At 67.2% G+C, this 19,942-nt stretch carries 14 protein-coding genes and 2 pseudogenes; 10 read left to right on the top strand and 6 right to left on the bottom strand.

The genetic code is table 11. From position 1 onward, the window contains the following. From ACX9NE_RS21415 to ACX9NE_RS21400, 4 genes and pseudogenes are all read left to right on the top strand, one after another. Nucleotides 1–485, top strand: a pseudogene (locus ACX9NE_RS21415) (PPE family protein); the annotation flags it as partial. 90 nt (nt 486–575) lie between these two features. Further along, nucleotides 576–2,453, top strand: coding sequence for a PE family protein (locus tag ACX9NE_RS21410; RefSeq protein ID WP_459364615.1), 1,878 nt, complete (start codon nt 576–578; stop codon nt 2,451–2,453). Between the two features lie 16 nt (nt 2,454–2,469). After that, nucleotides 2,470–3,261 carry a hypothetical protein gene (locus ACX9NE_RS21405; RefSeq protein WP_459364614.1) on the top strand — a complete coding sequence of 264 codons (792 nt, stop codon included), beginning with the start codon at nt 2,470–2,472 and terminating at the stop codon, nt 3,259–3,261. 141 nt (nt 3,262–3,402) lie between these two features. After that, nucleotides 3,403–4,617, top strand: a complete 1,215-nt coding sequence (locus tag ACX9NE_RS21400; RefSeq protein ID WP_459364613.1) for a cytochrome P450 — start codon at nt 3,403–3,405, stop codon at nt 4,615–4,617. A gap of 78 nt (nt 4,618–4,695) precedes the next feature. Here ACX9NE_RS21400 and ACX9NE_RS21395 read toward each other — a convergent pair whose 3' ends face one another. Further along, complete coding sequence (locus tag ACX9NE_RS21395; RefSeq protein ID WP_459364612.1) at nt 4,696–5,142, bottom strand: DUF6941 family protein; 447 nt, start codon at nt 5,140–5,142, stop codon at nt 4,696–4,698. 142 nt (nt 5,143–5,284) lie between these two features. Next, nucleotides 5,285–7,165, bottom strand: a complete 1,881-nt coding sequence (locus tag ACX9NE_RS21390) for a DUF4407 domain-containing protein (RefSeq protein ID WP_459364611.1) — start codon at nt 7,163–7,165, stop codon at nt 5,285–5,287. A 204-nt stretch (nt 7,166–7,369) separates the two neighbouring features. Here ACX9NE_RS21390 and ACX9NE_RS21385 point away from each other — a divergent pair, with 204 nt between their 5' ends. After that, entirely contained in the window at nt 7,370–7,930 is a 561-nt protein-coding gene (locus ACX9NE_RS21385) for a hypothetical protein (RefSeq protein WP_459364610.1), read from the top strand. A 19-nt stretch (nt 7,931–7,949) separates the two neighbouring features. Here ACX9NE_RS21385 and ACX9NE_RS21380 read toward each other — a convergent pair. Further along, nucleotides 7,950–8,199, bottom strand: a pseudogene (locus ACX9NE_RS21380) (molybdopterin-binding protein); the annotation flags it as partial. Between the two features lie 188 nt (nt 8,200–8,387). Here ACX9NE_RS21380 and ACX9NE_RS21375 point away from each other — a divergent pair. After that, nucleotides 8,388–8,816 carry a type II toxin-antitoxin system Rv0910 family toxin gene (locus tag ACX9NE_RS21375; RefSeq protein ID WP_459364609.1) on the top strand — a complete coding sequence of 143 codons (429 nt, stop codon included), beginning with the start codon at nt 8,388–8,390 and terminating at the stop codon, nt 8,814–8,816. A 3-nt stretch (nt 8,817–8,819) separates the two neighbouring features. Here the strand turns inward: ACX9NE_RS21375 and ACX9NE_RS21370 are convergent, their stop codons facing one another. The 3 genes from ACX9NE_RS21370 to malQ form a co-directional block, all read right to left on the bottom strand. After that, the gene (locus ACX9NE_RS21370) at nt 8,820–9,095 is read right to left on the bottom strand and encodes a LapA family protein (protein ID WP_459364608.1); all 276 of its coding nucleotides are present in this window, start codon (nt 9,093–9,095) and stop codon (nt 8,820–8,822) included. A gap of 98 nt (nt 9,096–9,193) precedes the next feature. Continuing rightward, nucleotides 9,194–9,664 (bottom strand): nuclear transport factor 2 family protein, encoded by a 471-nt coding sequence (locus tag ACX9NE_RS21365; protein WP_459364620.1) that lies wholly within the window; start codon nt 9,662–9,664, stop codon nt 9,194–9,196. Nucleotides 9,665–9,670: 6 nt separating this feature from the next. Next, nucleotides 9,671–11,836, bottom strand: a complete 2,166-nt coding sequence (gene malQ / locus ACX9NE_RS21360) for a 4-alpha-glucanotransferase (RefSeq protein ID WP_459364619.1) — start codon at nt 11,834–11,836, stop codon at nt 9,671–9,673. Between the two features lie 321 nt (nt 11,837–12,157). Between malQ and eccB the strand changes: the two genes are divergently transcribed. The 4 genes from eccB to ACX9NE_RS21340 all read left to right on the top strand — a co-directional run bounded on the left by eccB (nt 12,158) and on the right by ACX9NE_RS21340 (nt 19,935). After that, nucleotides 12,158–13,687: a type VII secretion protein EccB gene (gene eccB, locus ACX9NE_RS21355; protein WP_459364607.1), complete on the top strand. Its 1,530-nt coding sequence runs from the start codon at nt 12,158–12,160 to the stop codon at nt 13,685–13,687. Beyond that, nucleotides 13,684–17,853 (top strand): type VII secretion protein EccCa, encoded by a 4,170-nt coding sequence (gene eccCa / locus ACX9NE_RS21350; RefSeq protein ID WP_459364606.1) that lies wholly within the window; start codon nt 13,684–13,686, stop codon nt 17,851–17,853. The genes eccB and eccCa overlap by 4 nt, the downstream gene beginning before the upstream one ends. 498 nt (nt 17,854–18,351) lie before the next feature. After that, the gene (locus tag ACX9NE_RS21345) at nt 18,352–19,560 is read left to right on the top strand and encodes a PPE family protein (RefSeq protein ID WP_459364618.1); all 1,209 of its coding nucleotides are present in this window, start codon (nt 18,352–18,354) and stop codon (nt 19,558–19,560) included. A gap of 75 nt (nt 19,561–19,635) precedes the next feature. Beyond that, nucleotides 19,636–19,935 carry a PE family protein gene (locus ACX9NE_RS21340; protein ID WP_459364605.1) on the top strand — a complete coding sequence of 100 codons (300 nt, stop codon included), beginning with the start codon at nt 19,636–19,638 and terminating at the stop codon, nt 19,933–19,935. The last annotated feature ends 7 nt before the right edge of the window (nt 19,936–19,942 follow it).

The following is a 19,942-nucleotide window of genomic DNA, read 5'->3' as shown; positions in this document are numbered from 1 at the left end:
CGCTGCCGCCGCTGCAGGTCGGCCAGTTCACCCTGCCCCAAATCGCGGTCCCCGAATTCACCACCCCGGCCTTGACATTGCCGCCGATTGGCCTGGGGGCTTTCGGCACACCCCCGCTTACCGTGCCGAGCATCCGCTTGCCCGGAACCATCTTGGCGGAATTCGACATACCTTCGGGCCCCGGCTTCCTCAACACGAGCCACGCACCCTCGTCAGGTTTCTTCAACACCGGCGCCGGCGGAAGCTCCGGGTTCGGCAACAACGGCACCGGCTTGTCGGGTTGGTTCAACTCCAACGCTGCAGGACTGTTAGGCGGATCGGGCTATCAGAACTTCGGGGGCCTGATGTCCGGCTTCTCCAACCTGGGCAACGCCGTCTCGGGCGTGGCCAATACCGCAACCCTTCCCCTGGCCCTGCCCAGCTTGCTCTCCGGCGTAGGCAGTTCCGGAAACGCACTCGCGGGCTTCTTCATGAGGTTCTCGTGAGAACAACAGCCGCTACGCCACGATGCTGGCCGCCACGAAAGTCCCGGTAGTCGGGCGTCGCCCCCAATCCCCCCGATAAAGGAAATCGACATGTCGTATGTAATCGCAGCGCCGGAGTTTCTTGCTGCGGCGGCCAACAACTTAGCCGGTGTTGGCTCGACGCTGGGAGAAGCAAATTCGGTCGCGGTGGCCTCCATCACTCGGGTCGCTGCTCCCGCGTTGGACGAGGTTTCGAAAGCCGCGGCAGTGCTGTTCAGTCAGCATGCACGTACGTACCAAACGTTGAGCAGGCAAGCGGCTGAGTTCCATGAGCAGTTCGTGCGCTCTCTGACCGCCAGCGCGAACCTCTATCAGAGCGCTGAAGCCGTCAATGCACTGGGCGCCGCAGCGGCAACCAACCCGATGACCGCGATTAACTCGGCGGCCCAGACTCTCTTGAGCCCGGTCAGGGCGGTAAACGCCGCCGCCAACGCGCAGTCCCTGGCGCTCACCGGCCGACCGCTGGTGGGTAACGGGGCCGACGGCGAGCCCGGTCAGCCCGGCAAGCCTGGCGGGTGGCTGGGCGGCAATGGAGGCCGCGGCGGCGATGGTCTGCCCGGTCAGGCCGGTGGTCGAGGGGGCGATGCCACGTTCGGCAACGGCGGCGCGGGCGGTCGTGGCGGAATCGGCGGTGGTGCCGGCGGCGCCGGCGGCAACGTCCAAACACTGGGTAACGGGGGAGCGGGCGGCGCCGGCGGTTCCGGCGCACCCGGCGCAGCCGGCATCAACCCGACCCAAAGCATCACCCAACCCGCGGCCGCATCCGGCAGCGTCGGAGGTGCGGGTACCGCCGGCGGCGCTGGATCCGACGGTGTCGCCGGGCAAGCCGGTGGTGCCGGTGGCGCCGGTGCTGCTGGCGCTACATCCCCGTCGGGAAGCGGTGCCCACGGCGGAGATGGTGGCAACGGCGGTACCGGCGCTCCAGGCGGAGTCGGCGGCAAGGGCGGCAACGGTGTCACGGGTCAATCCGGCGGCAACGGTGGTGACGGAGGCGACGGTGGTGCTGGCGCGCCAGGTGGCGCCGGAGGCAGCGGCGGCACCGGCAGCATCGGAGGCGCCGGGGGCGACGGTGGGAACGGCGGGGTCGGTGCTCCCGGCGGCAGGGGTGGCGCCGGCGGTGCCGGAACTACAGCGGGAGTCGGTGGTGACGGCGGTGATGGCGGTGACGCCGGTGGTCCCAGAAGTGTTGGCGGAACCGGTGGTCCAGGTGGACGAGGCGGCGATGGCGGGCACGGCGGCGCCCTCGGTGGCAACGGTGGAGCCGGAGGAGTCGGGGGAGTAGGTGGTGCTGGCGGCGCTGGCGCTGCCGGCGCCAGTGGCGGAAACGGGGGGCCGGGCGGCACGTTCGGCGCAAACGGAGGTGATGGGGGCGACGGCGGCGCCGGGGCTGCTGGCGGCCTCGGGGGCGCAGGCGGCGCGGGCGGCAACGGCGGTAATGGCGGACAGTACGGTCGCGGTGGGGCAGCTGGAGCCGGGGGTGCTGGTGGTGTTGGCGGTATCGGCGGTGGCGGCGGCAATGGCGGCATCGGCGGTGGCGCGCAGATCTCCGGTAGTGGCGGTAGCGGCGGAGCCGGCGGCGTCGGCGCTCCGGGTGGTGCCGGCGGTGTGGGCGGCGCTGCCGGATCACCCGGAGCTGGGGGTCCCGCCGGTCCTGAAGGTCCCGCCGGACCCGTCGGCGCCGTCGCTTCTGGTGGTGCCGGAGGTCGTGGCGGCACGGGCGGGACCGGCGGCCGGGGCGGCAGCGGGGGAACCGCGCTCTACGGCGCAACTCCCGGACCGGGCGGCGCCGGCGGCAAGGGCGGTGCCGGGATGGTCGGCGGGCTGGGCGGACCCGGTAGCCCGGCCGGAGGCGCGGGTGGGAGCGGCAGCGCAGGTGCCGCAGGCAGCAACGGTGGGGCAGGCGCGAAGCCACCGGTTCTGGGCTTCTAGCGCGCAACGAATTCCTGTGGCCTCACCACCAAGGCGGATTACCCGCAGCGAACGGCTTTGTCCGGCAACGCTTGGCCCCGTCGAGTGCACGGCACTTGTGGACCGCCTGTACGGCATCTACAGCGAGACGGTGCGTGGCGACACGCGCGAACAATTCGCCGCAAATCTGTTAGGGGCCAGTAGGGTCCGCCTCAAGCTGTTCTTCGGAGCTGACGATGAGCTGGCTGGGTTCGCCTATCTGGGCCTCGAGCACGTGCAACATGAGGGCCGTGTACACGGGATACTGTACGGCGGCGCGTTCTTTCAGTTGGGCTACCGCGGCGGAATACGTGGCCTGCTCTTCGGGCTTAATGAGGCCTGCCGCTTCAAGATTCGCCGGCCCGGCACGCCGATCGCATACGTGACGCGGAGCTCCTCCCCGGCGGCCTACCGCCTGCTGGCTTCGACGATGCCGCGAATCTATCCGAGTTGCGGCTGCGGCACGCCGGCGGAGCTCGAACCCCTGATGCGCGTCGTCAGCGCGAGGAGGCGTTACATTCCGGTCAGCGACAACCCGTGGATAGTGCGCTCAGCAGCGGTTCCACTCGATGCGTTGCGGCTGGGGCGCATTGCAGGCGATCAGGACGTGCGATTCTTCCTCGAGCGCAATGCCGGCTTTGCCCAAGGAGAAGCACTGCTGGTATGGATTCCCGCGGATGCGGCCAATATCGCGCGCGGCGTGTTTCGGTTGTTGCGGGCGCAGACGGCTCGGGTGCGGTTTCCGCAGACGTGGTCGCGCCGGCAACGGGCAACAACTTTCTCGATGTGAGACAGACGCAGCGTTGAATTCTGTCATCGTCACTTGTCCGACGACTGCGTTGAGACGCAACACCACCAGTGCCGCTCGCTGCCAGATCCCAACTTGCCGACCGGCGTTGCGTTGTCGACCGCTTCCCGCAAGGCTGGCGTCATGACTGCCGCCACCGATGCGATCACCCTCTTCAGTCCTGAGAGCCTGCAGGATCCGTACCCCGGTTATGAACGAATGCGGGCCGCGGGCCCGGTCCACCGCATCGCGGACTCCGACTTCTATGCCGTGTGCGGCTGGGATGCGGTCAACGAGGCCGTACGTCGTACCGCGGAGTTCTCCTCGAACCTGACCGCCACGTTGACCTATACGGCCGCGGGCTCAGTCAAACCCTTCCTGATGGACCCGCTGGGCGGGCCTACCCACGTGCTGGCCACGGCAGACGATCCTGCCCACGAGGTACACCGCAAGCAATTGGTTCGGTACTTGGCCGCCAAACGAATTCGCGTGATGGAACGGTTCGCCGCCGAGACGGCGGACCGGCTCTGGGCCGACGGCGTGCAGGACGACGGTATCGAATGGATGGGCGCTCTGGCCAACCGGCTGCCGATGATGGTGGTAGCCGAGCTGATCGGTGTCCCCGACACAGATGTCGCGCGGCTGGTGAAGTGGGGATATGCCGCCACTCAACTGTTGGAAGGGCTGGTCGACCACGACCAGCTGTCGGCGGCCGGAGTCGCGGTCATGGAGCTCAGCGGTTACATCACCGAGCAATTCGACAGGGCGGCGGCCGATCCGCAGGACAACCTGCTCGGTGAGCTGGCCACCGCCTGCGCGGCCGGAGAGCTCGACACGCTGACGGCTCAGGTCATGATGGTCACGTTGTTCGCCGCGGGCGGTGAATCCACGGCGTCCTTGCTGGGAAGTGCGGCAATGATTCTGGCCACCCGACCCGATTTACAGCAACGGCTCCGCGACCACCCCGCGCTGCTCGGTGCGTTCATCGAGGAGACGCTGCGCTATGAGGCACCATTTCGGGGCCACTATCGCCACGTGCGCGAGTGCACCACGCTCAATGGCGTCCAACTGCCGGCGGATTCCCACCTTCTGTTGCTGTGGGGAGCGGCGAACCGCGATCCGGCGCAATTCGAGTCGCCCGACGCGTTTCGCCTCGACCGGCCCGAAGGTAAGGGCCATATGAGCTTCGGCAGGGGCGCCCACTTCTGCGTCGGTGCTGCGCTGGCCCGGCTGGAAGCCCAGATAGCACTGCGCATGTTGCTCGACCGGACATCACACATCGAAGCCAGCGACGTCGGCCCGTGGTTGCCGAGCATTCTGGTTCGCCGCCTGGTGCGGCTGCAACTTGCGGTCAGATAACTTCCCGCGCAACAAGATTCGCTTTCGCTGCGGCAGCGCCCGCTATCTGTCTGCAGCGCAACGCCTTTGAGTACAAGACTATGATGGCGGCGGGGCGATGACACCCGGCGACACGATGAATGCCTCGACGGCGGTGGCTTGCTCGTACCCGTCCACCTCGACCCGCCACTCATAGATTCCCGGTTCGAGCGGAATCCCAGCGGGGATGTTGAGGGTGAGTGGCATCCGGACCGCCGTCCCGTGAATCGCCCCCGGCAGGCGGCCTGCCTCGGCGGCGGCCTCGAACAGGATCCGCTGGGGACCCTGTGGGCCCGGGACCACCACCGGTTGACCGTCGGTGTCCAGCAATTGGCAAGTGAGCTTGTGCTGTCTGTTGGTCTCGTCCCAGTCGATGTCCAGGAACATCACCAAAGCAAATGGGGGCGTTGGTGTTTGACACTGGCGCCAGCCCAACCCGAGGGCATGGACCTTGCCTGACTGGACGTCAGCCTGAGCAGCGTCCGCCAGAAAAAGGCTGACCCTCATGCGAGTTGCTGCCCTACGATTGCTGCCGTCAGGAGATCCACAGATCCACGTCCCGTTCCCAATCCGTATGCAATTTATCGTCGCCGCCGACCTCGAAAGATCATACGCTGCGGCCGACTCGCCCGGATTGCCGCAGGTGACCCTACCTGCCGGGCGGCAGTTGGCGGGGGCCGTCGGGGGACCGCAACTCACGCGGGCCTTCCCGCTCGACCAGCTCGCGCCGGGCATCGGTCCCCGCTGCCCCAACTGATAAACCGGCCGTATCCCGTGCGGGTACCTGGCCCAGCGATGCCTGTTGCGCCGTGCCGCCGACCTGACCATAGGTGTCGCCGTAGTTCGGCTGCGCCGCCCGGCCACGCGATGAGTCGATCCGGTGGGCGCCGGTGCCGCCGGGTTCCGCAGCAGGGGCTGGCAGTGGTGGCTGCTGCTGGTGCTGCAGCTGTTGGACGCCGCCGTCGGAACTCTCGGAATTCACCGTCACTTTGCGGGTCCGCTTGAGCGAGAAGGCAATCTCTTCGACCTCCTCGAATACCTGGCGGGCAGTGCGCAGCGGCTGGGTGGTGTTGTCGATTACCCGCGCGACGAAGGGGGGCACCAGCGGACGGATCCACCTGGCGGCCGCCTTGGTGGCGTCCGGAATCGAGGGAATCAGCGGGGCGCCGCGCTGCGCGTCCACTCCGGAAGCGGCCGGTTCTTCGTAATGCTCGACGGTCGCCATCAGGGGTTCAGCCGGTGCCGGCAGGTTCTCGGTAACCGGTGCCGGCGCGTCCCGCTCCGCTGCCGGCAGCTCGGCCACCGCCCGGCTTGCGGCTTCGGCTTCGGCGGCGATCGGCAGATACATGTCTTCCTCCACTGGCTCGAAAGTACGCTCCGATGACGCGTGCACCGGGGCGTCGAGTGCCTCGACGACTCGACGGCGCTGGTGTTCGCGGTCGATCTCGGCCTGGGCCTCGATGGCAAGGCGCGTCTGCGCGAGTTGGTGTTCGGCCCACATGATTTCCGCCTCGCGGCGGACCTCGGCCCGTTTGATCGCGATCGCCGTGTCGGCCTCCAACTCGGCCCGTTCTTGTTCGGCGCGTGCCGCGGCGTGGCGGTCGTGGGTGGTTTCGCCCCGCCATGTCCGCAGGATCAACGGCAGCAGATACAGCAGTGCGAAGAATGCGATCGTCAGAATCCGCAGGATCAGCGCCCCGGCACCGGCCAGGGTCAGGTCGTTCATCGCGACCCACCGTGCGCCCAGCCCTCGACCGGCGTCGGCGACCACGGCCTGTCGCGCTTGGGTGAGGGCCTGTTCGGCGCGCGACACGTTTGTGTCCAGCGCCGGCGCATGCCGGTCCCGTGCGGCCAGCGCGGTGTCCAGCTCCCGTTGAGCGTCGGCGAGAAGTTCGTTCGCTGTACGGGTTTCGGGCCCGCGGCCGGGCACGCCGGTGATCCTGGTCTGCGGGCAGGCCGGCGTCGGGTTGTACTCGCACCGGGCGATCACCAGCGCGTTGTCCAGGTGTCCGCGTGCCTGGTCGACCGTGCCGTCCAGCGCACTACGTGCCGAACGCGCCTGTTGCACAGACGCCGCCGCCTGGGCCACGGCCGGTGCGGAGTCCGCCGTGCGCAGCGCCCGCTCGTCAAGACGATGGTCGATCGCGCCGGAGAACAGGACGAGCGCGGCGAGGTCACCGACAACGACTCCGATGAGGAGGGCGACGGCCGCGCGACCCGCGGTGCCGGCCCGGCCCTTGGCCGGACCACCGGCGATGCCGCGAGTGATCGCACCGACCAGCAGTCCGAAGACGAGGGTTGCTGCCACGACGGCCCATATCGGCGCGGTAGCAACCGCGGGGCGGACAGCCAGGGCCGCGATCAGCCAGGCCAGTACCGCCCCGAGCACCACCACGGCTCCGGCGACGGCGTGCGTGGACCGCTCGTGGCGTTCTCCCAGCTCGCGTGCGTGTCCGCCGCCAAGCCAAGTCAGCAGCCCCTCGAGCCGGGTGACGACCGGGCGCTGCTCAGAGATTTCGTGCGCGCGCATGAGACTCCAGACACCTCCAATTACGTCAAGGGTGGCAGCCGACCGCCCGACACACCCAATCGAAGGGCCCGCTTGTGGTGTTGTTCACAACCGGCCGGGTAGTGGCCCAGATCACAGTCGCGATGAGGGGTCCGGCCGAATTTTTCGGCGACTCGAGCGGATCAGCGGCCGATCTTGCAGACGGCATGAGACCGTATAAACCTTATGGAAAACCACGCCTTCCTCAGCTACGAAGAGTTCGGCCGCAGATTTTTCGAGGTTGCCGTAACGCCGGACCGGGTCGCCGCCGCGTTGTCCGACATAGCGGGCAGCGAGTTCGCCATGGAACCGATCGCCCAGGGGCCGGGCGGGATCGCCAAGGTGAGCGCACAGGTCAAGATCCAAGAGCCCCGGGTGACGCGCAAGCTCGGGGACCTGATCACCTTCGTCATCCACATTCCGCTGTCCATCGACCTGCTGCTGGACCTCCGCTTGGACAAGCAGCGGTTCGTGGTGGCCGGCGACATCGCCCTGCGTGCCACCGCGCGTGCGGCCGAACCGTTGCTGCTCATCGTGGATGTGTCCAAGCCGCGGCCGTCGGATATCACCGTCAACGTCTCGTCCAAGTCGATCCGCGGCGAAGTGTTGCGCATCCTTGCCGGGGTCGACGGGGAGATCCGGCGCTTCATCGCCCAGTACGTCCGGGAGGAAATCGACTCGCCGCAGTCGCAAGCGGCTCAAGTCATCGACGTGGCCACCCAGGTGGCTGCGGCGTGGGGGACCTAGACGCGGCCCTGACCCTGTCCTACAGGGTCTGGTGCCGGCCGAAGAACTTGTGGTCTTCGCTGTAACCACCGTAGCCGCTGCCGATTTCGGAGTAGTGCGCGACGAACTCGATGCCGTTGACGATGTCCGTGATTGTCTGCATCGACACCCCGCCCCACTTGGCCACCCCTGACCAGGCCTGGATACAGAAGTGTTGGATGATCTGGTCGTGGTAAGGCGCGCAGATCGTCGAGCGAGAACGCCGCCGGGTTCTCGACCAGACCGTAGACCGATGCGGCTACGCGTAGGTCTGAACCCCTGTCAGTGATTTACTCACGATCGGCGAATTTACACTACGCCGACTGTACAAATTGGAAATAGTCGCAGGATGGCGCGTTCGGCGGTCGCCGCGGGTTTATCCTCCCCGGGAACCCGGGTATGTACCCGCACTGACCCGGAGTGCGGAGGAGCGATTGCGTTGGCCAAGGTAGACGTTTCGACCATCTCGGACGTGGAGCCGGAAGCCGCGTGGAAGCTGGCTTCCGATCTGGAGCGATTCGGCGAGTGGATGACCATCTTCGGCGGCTGGCGCAGTGAGGTGCCGTCCACCATCGAGAAAGGCACTTGTGTCGCGTCTCTGATCAAGGTCAAGGGTTTTCGCAATATCATCTACTGGGAAGTCACGCAATACGACGAGCCCAACGCGATTGAGCTGAAGGGACGTGGTCGCGGCGGCGTCCGGATCACCGTGGCGATGGCGGTCAAGCGCAGGGATCCCGGCTCGGACTTTCAGCTCACCGCCGACATCTCGGGCGGGGTACTCAGTGGACCGGTGGGCCGGTTGGTGGCCCGTGTGCTCCGTTCCGACGTCAAGAAATCGGTGGAGAATCTCGCCCAGCTGCGCTGAGGCTCAACGTCGCGAGTCGGGTAGCAGCAGCTCACGTTCGGCGGCCCGCACGCGCCTGCGTTCCATGCCCAACCACGACAACCCGGCACCGAACACCAGCATTCCGGCGCTGGCCAGTGAAACGCCCAAGCCAACCTGGCCGAAGGCGAACGCCGCCAACGAGACCACGAACGCCAGGATGGCCCCGGCCATGACCACGAGTACCGGCGTGCGCTCCGCAGCATTCTCGAAGTCGTCCAATTCGCCCACGGCGCGGGGCGGGTGCGCGATCTCGGCCATTATCGTCTCCTCTGCAGTCGGCGTAGGCGGCCGTCCCGAAGGCCCGATTCGACTTCTCTAGGCTTACCCGAAATGCTTTCTGAACAAACGAGTTCGGGCTATTCGGGCGGCCGCAATCGGCGCACCGCACGGGTTTCGATGGCGTTGACGGACAGCGCCCGCCGGCTGATCCGCCAACCCGCGTCGGTGAGCTCATACTCGTCGTCGTAACGCAGATGCCAGACGACATCGACGATTTCAGTCCCACCGCGCTCGCCTGAGCGCTGACTCCAGTGATGCGCGATACCGGTGATGCGACCGCGCGCCGAGTCTGGCCGCCCGCCCTCGTCATACACTTCGCCGACGATCGCGTGCTCGGTACGGGCGACGCGGGCGACGGCCGCCACCGCCGCAGCAATGGCGTGGTGGCCCCGATGTGCGTGCACCGGTTCCAGCGCCGTCGGCGGGTCAGCCACGATCAGTTCGCCAGTCCCGGTGAAAAGGGTTGCCGCTGAATCGAATTGACGATCATCGACAAACGCGGCATAGCGGTGCACCAAATCGCTGAGAACAGCCCGATCAGTCACCAGCTCAAGCTAACAGCCGGCGATCTCGGGGCCGGCCACGGCGCGCACCGCGTCGAGCAGCACGCCGGCCCGGCGATCGGTGAACACCTCTTCCAAGAACATCGGCCGGCCGTCCGGACCAGCCAGCGGCACCCGCCAGTTCGGATACTCGTCGGTGGTGCCCGGCTGGTTCTGAGTGCAGCGGTCTCCCACGGCGTCGGTCAACGCAACGCCGAGCAATCGCGACGGGGTCCGGCCGAGATACCGATAGAGGGCGAGAATCACCTGCTCGGAACTGTTCTCACCGTCCTCGAGCAGGCCCACCCGGCGCAGCTCGTCCAGCCAGGCAGTTCGCTCACGCGCAGCCGATTCCCGCTCGATTTCGGCGGGCCGGGTCAGCAGCCCCAGTGACTCCCGCAGCCCGACGTGGTCGCCGGTTAGGTACCCCGCGGTGGGTGGCAGGTCATGAGTGGTGACCGAGGACAGGCAGTACTCCCGCCACCGTTCGGCCGGGAGCGGCGCGCCGCTGGCCTCGTCCTGCTCGAACCACAAAATCGAGGTGCCCAACAGACCGCGCAGCAGCAAGTAGTCGCGGACCCACGGTTCAACGGTGCCCAGATCCTCGCCGACCACCGCCGCTCCTGCCCGCCGGGCCTCCAGGGCGACGATGCCGATCAACGCCTCGTGGTCGTAGCGCACGTACGTGCCGTCGGTGGGCGGCCGGCCCTCGGGGATCCACCACAGCCGGAACAGCCCGATGATGTGATCGATACGAACCCCACCGGAGTACCGCAGCACCGCCTGAATCAAGGCGCGAAATGGGCGGTACTCCAGCTCTTCCAGCCGGTCGGGCCGCCACGGCGGTTGTGACCAGTCCTGGCCAAGCTGATTGAACTCGTCCGGCGGGGCACCCGCGGTCACGCCCTGTGCCAGCGCGTCCTGAAGGGCCCACGCATCAGCCCCGCTGGGATGCACGCCGACGGCCAGATCGTGCAGGATGCCCATCGCCATGCCGGCCCGGACTGCCCGCGACTGCGCCGCGGCGAGCTGCTCGTCGAGCTGCCACTGCAGCCAGCGGTGGAAATCGACGGCCCTCGCGTGCTTGGCGGCGAAGCCGGACACGCCGGGAGCGTCGGGGTGCCGCAGCGATTTCGGCCACTGGTACCAGTCGGCGCCGTGCTTGTCGGCCAGGGCGCACCAGGTGGCGAAGTCGTCCAATGCTTTGCCTTCGCGGTCGCGGAAGGCGGCGTAGGCCAGTTCCCGGCCGGCCGATCGCGACACGCGGTAGATCAGTTCGAGCGCGGCGCGTTTGGCGGCCCACACGCTGTCTCGGTCGATGGTGCCCGCGCGTGCGGCTTTTCGCTGCACGGCCTGGCGCAGCTGCCGCACCCGGCCGCGCTTGGGCAGGTCGGCGTACTCCGGAATCGCTTCGATCCGAAGGTAGAGCGGGTTGACGAACCTTCGCGACGTCGGCAGATACGGCGACGGTTCGATCGGACCCCCGGCCGCCGGCAGTGCCGCGGCGTGCAGCGGATTGACCAGCACGTAGTCGGCGCCGTGCGCGGCGGCCGACCACAGCGCGAGATCGCCGAGGTCGCCAAGATCGCCGATGCCCCAGGACTGCCGGGACCGCACGCTGTAGAGCTGGGTGGTCAGGCCCCAGGCGCGGCGGGAACTTAGGCTATCCGGCAGGCCGAGCCAATCCGGCGTCACGATGAGCGCGGTGCTGGTTTGGTAATCCCCGGATCGCAGATGCACGCGGTGATATCCCAGTGGGAGGTCGGCCGGCAGCAGGAAGCTGGCCTCGCCGACCTGGCGTCCGTCAAGATCGAACGGCGGCGTGAAATTGTCGACCTGAATGATGCCGCTTTCCGGCCCGGTGCGACGCGTCCCGTCCTCGAGCTGCAGCCACACCTCCGCCGCAGCGCCGTGTGTCACATGCGCCCACACGCGCAGCGCTGAGCCGGCACGGCCGACGACGGTAGCCGGCAGCGATCGGGCCCAGTATCTGCGCAGCTGTTCGACCAGAGCCGTGTTGCGGTCCTGCTCGGTTCTCGCGGAAATCCCGAGGGCGCCGAGAACCGCTATCAGCGTGGCTTCGGAGACGGGCATCTGCCGTCCGCTCCAGTCCTGGTAACTGGTGGCGACGCCGAGCCGGCGGGCAAGTTCGACAAGCGACGGCGCAAGCTCGGTCATGGGACACATCTTGACGTCTGGGGTGACGATCCGCTGGGTGTAGTCGACATCCGGCGCGCCCGGGGGAGCGCCCATGGCTCAGCGGGATTACCGGCCGGCTACGTGAACAGTCGGCGACTTGGCGCGCCGATTCGACAATTCGCAGCTAACATGCCAGTGAAGTCACGCGACTCCATGGGGGATCCAGTGCGCGGGTCCAGCGCGGCCGCAGCCGCCTGGCGAGGTCTGCGCAGGTGCCCTACGGTTATCGATGTGATCTAGCGCTTACCGATTCAACGGGTGCTACATATCCAGACGTAAATGACCGAGAGGTGATCAAGGGTGGCGGAACACAGCCGCGGACAGCGGGGGTCGGGGTACGGCCTCGGGTTGTCGACCCGGACCCAGGTGACCGGCTATCAGTTCCTGGCCCGCCGGACCGCGATGGCGCTGACCCGCTGGCGGGTCCGCATGGAGATCGAGCCGGGCCGCCGCCAGACGCTGGCGGTCGTCGCGTCGGTTTCCGCCGCCCTGGTGATCTGCCTGGGCGCGTTGCTGTACTCGTTCATCAGCCCGGCGGGCCAGATCAACGAGTCACCGATCATTGCCGACCGTGATTCCGGTGCGCTGTATGTCAAGGTGGGTGACCGGCTGTATCCGGCACTGAACCTGGCCTCGGCACGGCTGATCACTGGGCGGCCGGACAACCCACACCTGGTGAAGGGGAGCCAGATCGCGAACATGCCGCACGGTCCCCTGGTCGGCATCCCCGGCGCACCGACGGAGTTCGCACCCAAGAATCCGCCCGCCTCCTCGTGGCTGGTGTGCGACACGGTGGGCGGCACGTCAGGCCCCTCGGGTATGCCGGCGCCCAGTGGGGTCACCGTCACCGTCATCGACGGCACTCCCGACATGAGTGGCCATCGGCGGGTGTTGAGCGGCTCGGACGCGGTGGTGCTCAGCTACGGCGGAAACACCTGGGTGATCCGCGAGGGACGCCGGTCGAAGATCGACGCCACCGACCGGTCGGTGTTGCTCCCGCTGGGCCTGACGCCGGAGCAGGTCAGCCAGGCGCGTCCGATGAGCCACGCGTTGTACGACGCCCTCCCGGTCGGACCAGAGCTGCTGGTTCCCGAGGTGCCGAAATCAGGTGCCCCGGCAACCTTCCAGGGCGCGCCCGGTCCCGTCGGGACCATCCTGGTCACCCCGCAGATCAGTGGGCCGCAGCAATATTCGCTGGTGCTCGAGGACGGCGTCCAGACCCTGCCGCCCCTGGTGGCCCAGATCCTGCAGAACGCCGGGCGCCCGGGCAACACCAAGCCGGTGACGGTGGAACCGTCCGCGCTCGCGAAGATGCCGGTGGTCAACCGGCTGGATCTGTCCGCGTATCCGAACGACCCGTTGAACGTGCTGGACATCCGGGAGAACCCGTCCACCTGCTGGTGGTGGGAACGGACCAACGGCGAGACCCGGGCCCGCGTCCAGGTGGTCTCCGGGCCGACCATTCCGGTCAAGTCCAGCGAGATGAAGAACGTCGTCAGCCTCGTGAAGTCGGACGTCACCGGACGCGAGGCCGACCAGGTCTACTTCGGCCCCAACTACGCGAACTTCGTGGCGGTCACCGGCAACAATCCGGCCGCTCAGACAACCGAGTCGCTGTGGTGGCTGACAAATGCCGGCGCGCGGTTCGGAGTGGACGACACGAAGGAAGCTCGCGAAGCGCTCGGTCTGACTCTGCAGCCCAGCATGGCGCCCTGGGTGGCGTTGCGCCTGCTGCCGCAGGGCCCGACGCTGTCGCGTGCCGACGCCCTGGTGGAGCACGACACACTACCGATGGACATGACCCCTGCAGAGTTGGTGGTACCGAAGTGAAACGTGGATTTGCACGGCCGACACCGGAGAAGCCTCCGGTAATCAAGCCGGAGAACATCGTCCTGCCGACACCGCTGAGCATTCCGCCCCCGGAAGGCAAGCCCTGGTGGTTGATCGTGGTCGGCGTCGTGGTGATCGGCCTGCTGGGCGGCATGGTGGCCATGACGTTCGCCAGCGGTTCACACGTATTCGGCGGTGTGGGCTCGATCTTCCCGATCTTCATGGTCGGCGGCATGATGATGATGATGTTCGGCGGCCGCTTCGGCGGCCAGCAACAGATGAGCCGTCCGAAATTGGACGCCATGCGCGCCCAGTTCATGCTGATGCTGGACATGCTGCGCGAGACCGCGCAGGAATCGGCCGACAGCATGGACGCCAACTACCGGTGGTTCCACCCGGCGCCGAACACCCTGGCGGCTGCCGTGGGTTCGCCGCGGATGTGGGAGCGCAAGCCCGACGGCAAAGACCTCAACTTCGGTGTGGTCCGCGTCGGCGTGGGCATGACCCGGCCCGAGGTGACCTGGGGCGAGCCCCAGAACATGCCCACCGACATCGAGCTCGAGCCGGTGACCGGTAAGGCGCTGCAGGAGTTCGGCCGCTACCAGAGCGTCGTCTACAACCTGCCCAAGATGATCTCGGTACTGGTGGAGCCCTGGTACGCCCTTGTCGGCGACCGTCCACAGGTACTCGGGCTGATGCGGTCGATCGTCTGCCAGCTGGCCTTCTCGCACGGTCCCGACCACATCCGGCTGATCGTCGTCAGTTCCGACCTGGACGAGTGGGACTGGGTGAAGTGGTTGCCGCACTTCGGCGATTCTCGGCGCACCGACGCCGCGGGCAGCGCCCGGATGGTCTACAGCTCGGTGCGTGAATTCGCCGCCGAGCAGGCCGAACTGTTCGCCGGGCGCGGGTCGTTCACGCCTCGGCACGCGAGCTCGTCGGCGCAGACCCCGACACCGCACCACGTGATCATCGCCGATGTCGACGACCCGCAATGGGAATACGTGATCAGCGCTGAGGGCGTCGACGGTGTGACGTTCTTCGACCTGACCGGCTCGGAGATGTGGACGAACGTTCCCGAACGCAAACTGCAGTTCGACAAGATCGGCGTGATCGAGGCGCTGCCCCGCGACCGCGACACCTGGATGGTGATCGACGACAAAGCGTGGTTCTTCGCGCTGACCGATCAGATGACCACAGCGGAGGCCGAAGAGTTCGGCCAGAAGCTGGCCCAGTGGCGCCTCGCCGAAGCTTACGAAGAGATCGGCCAGAGGGTCGCCCACATCGGCGCCCGGGACATCCTGTCCTACTACGGGATCAGCGACCCATCCGCGATCGACTTCGAAGACCTGTGGGGGAGCCGCACCGACACCATGGGACGCTCCCGGTTGCGCGTTCCGTTCGGTAACCGTTCTGACAACGGCGAGTTGCTGTTCCTGGACATGAAGTCGCTGGACGAGGGCGGGGACGGCCCGCACGGCGTCATGTCGGGCACCACCGGTTCCGGTAAATCGACGTTGGTGCGTACCGTGATCGAGTCGCTGATGCTCGGCCACCCGCCCGAAGAGCTGCAGTTCGTGCTGGCCGACCTCAAGGGTGGATCGGCGGTCAAGCCGTTCGCCGGGGTGCCGCACGTGTCGCGCATCATCACCGACCTTGAAGAAGACCAGGCGCTGATGGAGCGTTTCCTGGACGCGTTGTGGGGCGAGATCGCGCGCCGTAAGGCGATCTGTGACAGCGCCGGGGTCGACGACGCCAAAGAATACAACTCGGTCCGGCTGCGGATGCGGGCCCGCGGCCAGGACATGGCGCCCTTGCCCATGCTCGTAGTCGTCATCGACGAGTTCTACGAGTGGTTCCGGATCATGCCGACCGCGGTCGACGTGCTCGACTCGATCGGCCGCCAGGGCCGTGCTTACTGGATCCACCTGATGATGGCCTCGCAGACCATCGAGAGCCGCGCCGAGAAGCTCATGGAGAACATGGGTTACCGCCTGGTGCTCAAGGCCCGGACCGCCGGCGCAGCCCAGGCCGCCGGTGTACCCAACGCGGTGAACCTGCCGGCCCAGGCCGGCCTCGGCTACTTCCGCAAGAGCCTCGAGGACATCATCCGGTTCCAGGCCGAGTTCCTGTGGCGGGACTATCTGCGCATCTCCAGCGTCGACGGCGAGGAAGCGCCGGTGCTGGTGCACAACATCGACTACGTTCGGCCGCAACTGTTCACCAACGCCTTCACGCCGATGGAAGTCAGCGTCGGGGGGCCCAGTGTCGAGCCGGCGGCCAGCTACAGCAACGGCGAGGTGCTCAACGGCCGGGTCGAGGAGGTCGAGGACGAGGAAGAGGAAGCGATCCGGACGCCGAAGGTCGGCACGGTGATCATCGACCAGTTGCGCAAGATCAAGTTCGAGCCGTACCGGCTGTGGCAGCCGCCGCTGACCGAGCCGATTGCGATCGACGAGCTGGTCAACCGTTTCCTCGGCCACCCCTGGAGCAAGGATTACGGCTCAGCCCGCAACCTGGTGTTCCCAATCGGAATCATCGACCGTCCGTTCAAGCACGACCAACCGCCGTGGACGGTGGACACCTCCGGTCCGGGCGCCAACGTGCTGATCCTGGGTGCCGGCGGGTCGGGCAAGACGACCGCGCTGCAGACGTTGATTTGCTCGGCGGCGCTGACCCACACTCCCGAACAGGTGCAGTTCTACTGCCTGGCCTACAGCAGCACCGCGCTGACCACGGTGGCGCACTTCCCGCATGTGGGCGAGGTAGCAGGTCCCACCGATCCCTACGGGGTGCGCCGTACGGTGGCCGAACTGCTCGCACTGGTGCGCGAACGCAAGCGCAGCTTCCTGGAGTACGGCATCGCGTCGATGGAGATGTTCCGTCGGCGCAAGTTCGGCGGGGAAGCCGGCCCGGTGCCCAATGACGGGTTCGGCGACGTGTTCCTGGTGATCGACAACTACCGGGCGCTGGCCGAGGAGAACGAGGTGTTGATCGATCAGGTCAACCTCATCATCAACCAGGGTCCGTCGTTCGGCGTGCACGTGATCGTCACCGCCGACCGCGAATCCGAGCTCCGACCGCCGGTGCGTAGCGGCTTCGGTTCCCGCGTCGAGTTGCGGCTGGCCGCGGTGGAAGACGCGAAGCTGGTGCGTTCCCGGTTCGCCAAGGACGTTCCGGTCAAGCCGGGTCGCGGCATGGTCGCGGTCAACTATGTGCGGTTGGACAGCGACCCGCAGGCCGGTCTGCACACCCTGGTGGCCCGGCCGGCTCTGTCCAGCACGCCGAACAACGTCTTCGAGAGCGACAGCATCGTCGCGGCAGTCAGCCGGCTTACCAAGGCCGTGGCGCCGCCGGTGCGTCGCCTGCCTGCGCGTTTCGGTGTGGAGCAGGTCCGCGAGCTGGCGGCACGCGACACCCGCCAGGGCGTCGGGGTGGGCGGAATCGCCTGGGCGATATCGGAATTGGACCTGCAGCCGGTCTACCTCAACTTCGCCGAGAACTCGCACCTGATGGTCACGGGCCGCCGCGAATGTGGGCGTACCACCACGCTGGCCACGATCATGTCCGAGATCGGGCGGCTGTACGCACCCGGTTCCAGCAGCGCACCACCGCCTCCGCCCGGGCGGCCGTCGGCGCAGGTGTGGTTGATCGACCCCCGCCGTCAGCTACTCACCGCACTGGGTTCCGATTACGTCGAGAAATTCGCCTACAACCTCGACGGCGTGGTCGCGATGATGGGCGAGCTGGCCGCAGCCCTGGCGGGGCGCGAGCCGCCGCCCGGGCTGTCCGCCGAGGAGCTGTTGTCGCGGTCGTGGTGGAGTGGTCCGGAGATCTTCCTGATCGTTGATGACATTCAGCAACTGCCGCCGGGCTTCGATTCGCCGCTGCACAAGGTGGTCCCGTTCGTGAACCGCGCCGCCGACGTCGGCCTGCACGTGATCGTGACCCGTACCTTCGGCGGTTGGTCGTCGGCGGGTAGCGACCCGATGCTGCGTGCCCTGCATCAGGCCAACGCACCGCTGCTCGTTATGGACGCCGACCCGGACGAGGGCTTCATCCGCGGCAAGATGAAGGGCGGTCCGCTGCCCCGTGGCCGAGGCCTGCTGATGGCCGAGGACACCGGTGTCTTCGTCCAGGTGGCCGCCACCGAGGTGCGGAAGTAGGCCGCGCCGCTCAGCATCCATCAACGCCGCCGCGCCGGGCAACGAATTCGACCCGGCGCGGCGGCGTTGTCTTGTTCGGAGCACACCGCGTTGGACTCCTGTTCGCGCTGATTCCTGTAGTTCAGGCAAACGGTTCCGGGCCGTTTGTTTAATGCAAACTGAACAAACGTTTGCGGGGAATGAATAGTTGGCGTCATCGGTGTCTGTGACGCGATTCGCGTTCTAATGTGTTTGATATGCGTAGGTTCCGAAACGAGCCAATCAACCGCTGAAGATGTTATAATCCGCAACCCTTTACCAGGTTGAGGCGATAATCGGTCACCCGCAGATACGCGGGTGGCCGCCGCGGGGTTGACGATCCGTTGCACGACTAGGCCGGGTCAGCGCATGGGGGAAACCGCAGCAACGCAGCTGGAAAGGGGCCGGCCACGGCCCAGACAATGCCAAGCCGGACCCGAGACCGTCGAGGCGGTCCGGGCAGGCTGAGGAGGGGTGGTGTTGGATTTCGGGGCTTTACCGCCTGAGATCAACTCGGGGCGGATGTACGCCGGTCCGGGATCGGGTCCGATGATGGCAGCGGCAGCCGGGTGGGAGGGACTGGCCGCCGAAATGAGCACGGCAGCAACGGGTTACGGCTCGATCATCACTGAGCTGACCAGCTCACCGTGGATCGGGCCGGCATCCCAGTCGCTGGTGGCCGCGGCCTGCCCGTATGTGGCGTGGATGAGTGCCACCGCCGAGCAGGCCGAACAGGCCGCGATGCAGGCCAGGGCGGCTGCCTCGGCGTACGACACCGCGTTCGCCATGACCGTGCCGCCACCGGTGATCGCCGCCAACCGGGCACTGCTGGCGGTGCTGGTCGCCACCAATTTCTTCGGCCAGAACACGTCGGCGATCGCGGCGACCGAAGCCCGGTACGCGGAGATGTGGGCCCAGGACGCGGTCGCGATGTACGGCTACGCGGCGTCCTCCGCGACCGCAATGCAACTGAATCCGTTCACCACACCGCCACCGACCGCCAACGTCGACGGGCAGGCCGCCCAGGCGGCCGCCGTCGGTCAGGCCGTCGCCACCCCGGCAGGCAACGCCGCGGCAACGGTCGCACCGACGCTGGCCGTGGCCTCAATACTCAGCGGGTCGTCGATCACCACCGCGGCACCAGTGACCGGACTGGAGTCGATTGTGACCGAGCTGGGCTTCTCTTCCACGCCGTCGTCGTTGGCGCTTCCGTCGTGGTTCCTGGGGCCCAACGGCCTGATCGCGACGATCTTCGGAAACTCCACAAATATCTGGAACTCGGTCACCAACTATCCGTACTTCGCCCTGGGCTCGGTGAACTCTCTCGTCGCATGGGGAGGCGGGCTGCTGCCCGGCGCGCCTGCGCCCAACCCGGCCCTGGGCGGCGCCCTGACGCCACCTGGCGCCATCGGAGCGTGGGGAACCCCGGTATCTGCCGGGTGGGGCCAGGCCGGCACGGTCGGCAAGCTGTCGGTGCCGACGAGCTGGGCCGCGACCACGGTCTCACAGGTGACCCCGCAGCCGACCGGGGGAGTCGACGGCATCAGCGCCGCGGCCGCCAAAGCGAGCACCAACGGTGTCCTGAGTGGATTGCCGACCAGTGGCCCCGGGCGTCGCGCCGCCAGCGGCTACACCAACAAATACGGGTTCAAATACAACGTGCTGACCCGTTCACCATCAGCCGGATGACTCAGAAGGAGCGACCAAGAAGGCTCATATGCTCTCAAAACCATTGAACAACAACGTTATACGGAGGGGAATCAGATGTCATACGTGACGACACAGCCGGAAGCACTATCCTCGGCCGCGGCCAGCCTGCACAGTATCGGCTCGTCCGTGAGCGCCCAGAATGCGGCTGCCGCCGACGTGACGACCGGGGTGGTTCCGGCCGCGGCCGACGAGGTCTCGGCTTTGACCGCAGCGCATTTCGCCGCACACGCGCAGATGTATCAGGCGGTCAGTGCCCAGGCGACGGCCATCCACGAGATGTTCGTCAACACCCTGGGAACCAGCGCCGGTTCGTACGCAGCGACCGAGGCCGCCAACGCGGCCGCGAGCAGATAGGGACCAC

It is taken from the genome of Mycobacterium sp. ML4 (genome assembly GCF_054515735.1).
Note: the sequence above shows the minus strand (reverse complement) of the source record. Positions and strands in the feature narration are given on the sequence as shown.

What these genes read in the sequence shown, in the direction of transcription:
- malQ (WP_459364619.1), bottom strand. Translation starts at nt 11,836, where the DNA reads ATGACCGAGCTTGCGCCGTCGCTTGTCGAACTTGCCCGCCGGCTCGGC.
- ACX9NE_RS21385 (WP_459364610.1), top strand. Translation starts at nt 7,370, where the DNA reads ATGGAAAACCACGCCTTCCTCAGCTACGAAGAGTTCGGCCGCAGATTT.
- ACX9NE_RS21410 (WP_459364615.1), top strand. Translation starts at nt 576, where the DNA reads ATGTCGTATGTAATCGCAGCGCCGGAGTTTCTTGCTGCGGCGGCCAAC.
- ACX9NE_RS21370 (WP_459364608.1), bottom strand. Translation starts at nt 9,095, where the DNA reads ATGGCCGAGATCGCGCACCCGCCCCGCGCCGTGGGCGAATTGGACGAC.
- ACX9NE_RS21390 (WP_459364611.1), bottom strand. Translation starts at nt 7,165, where the DNA reads ATGCGCGCGCACGAAATCTCTGAGCAGCGCCCGGTCGTCACCCGGCTC.
- ACX9NE_RS21340 (WP_459364605.1), top strand. Translation starts at nt 19,636, where the DNA reads ATGTCATACGTGACGACACAGCCGGAAGCACTATCCTCGGCCGCGGCC.
- ACX9NE_RS21400 (WP_459364613.1), top strand. Translation starts at nt 3,403, where the DNA reads ATGACTGCCGCCACCGATGCGATCACCCTCTTCAGTCCTGAGAGCCTG.
- ACX9NE_RS21395 (WP_459364612.1), bottom strand. Translation starts at nt 5,142, where the DNA reads ATGAGGGTCAGCCTTTTTCTGGCGGACGCTGCTCAGGCTGACGTCCAG.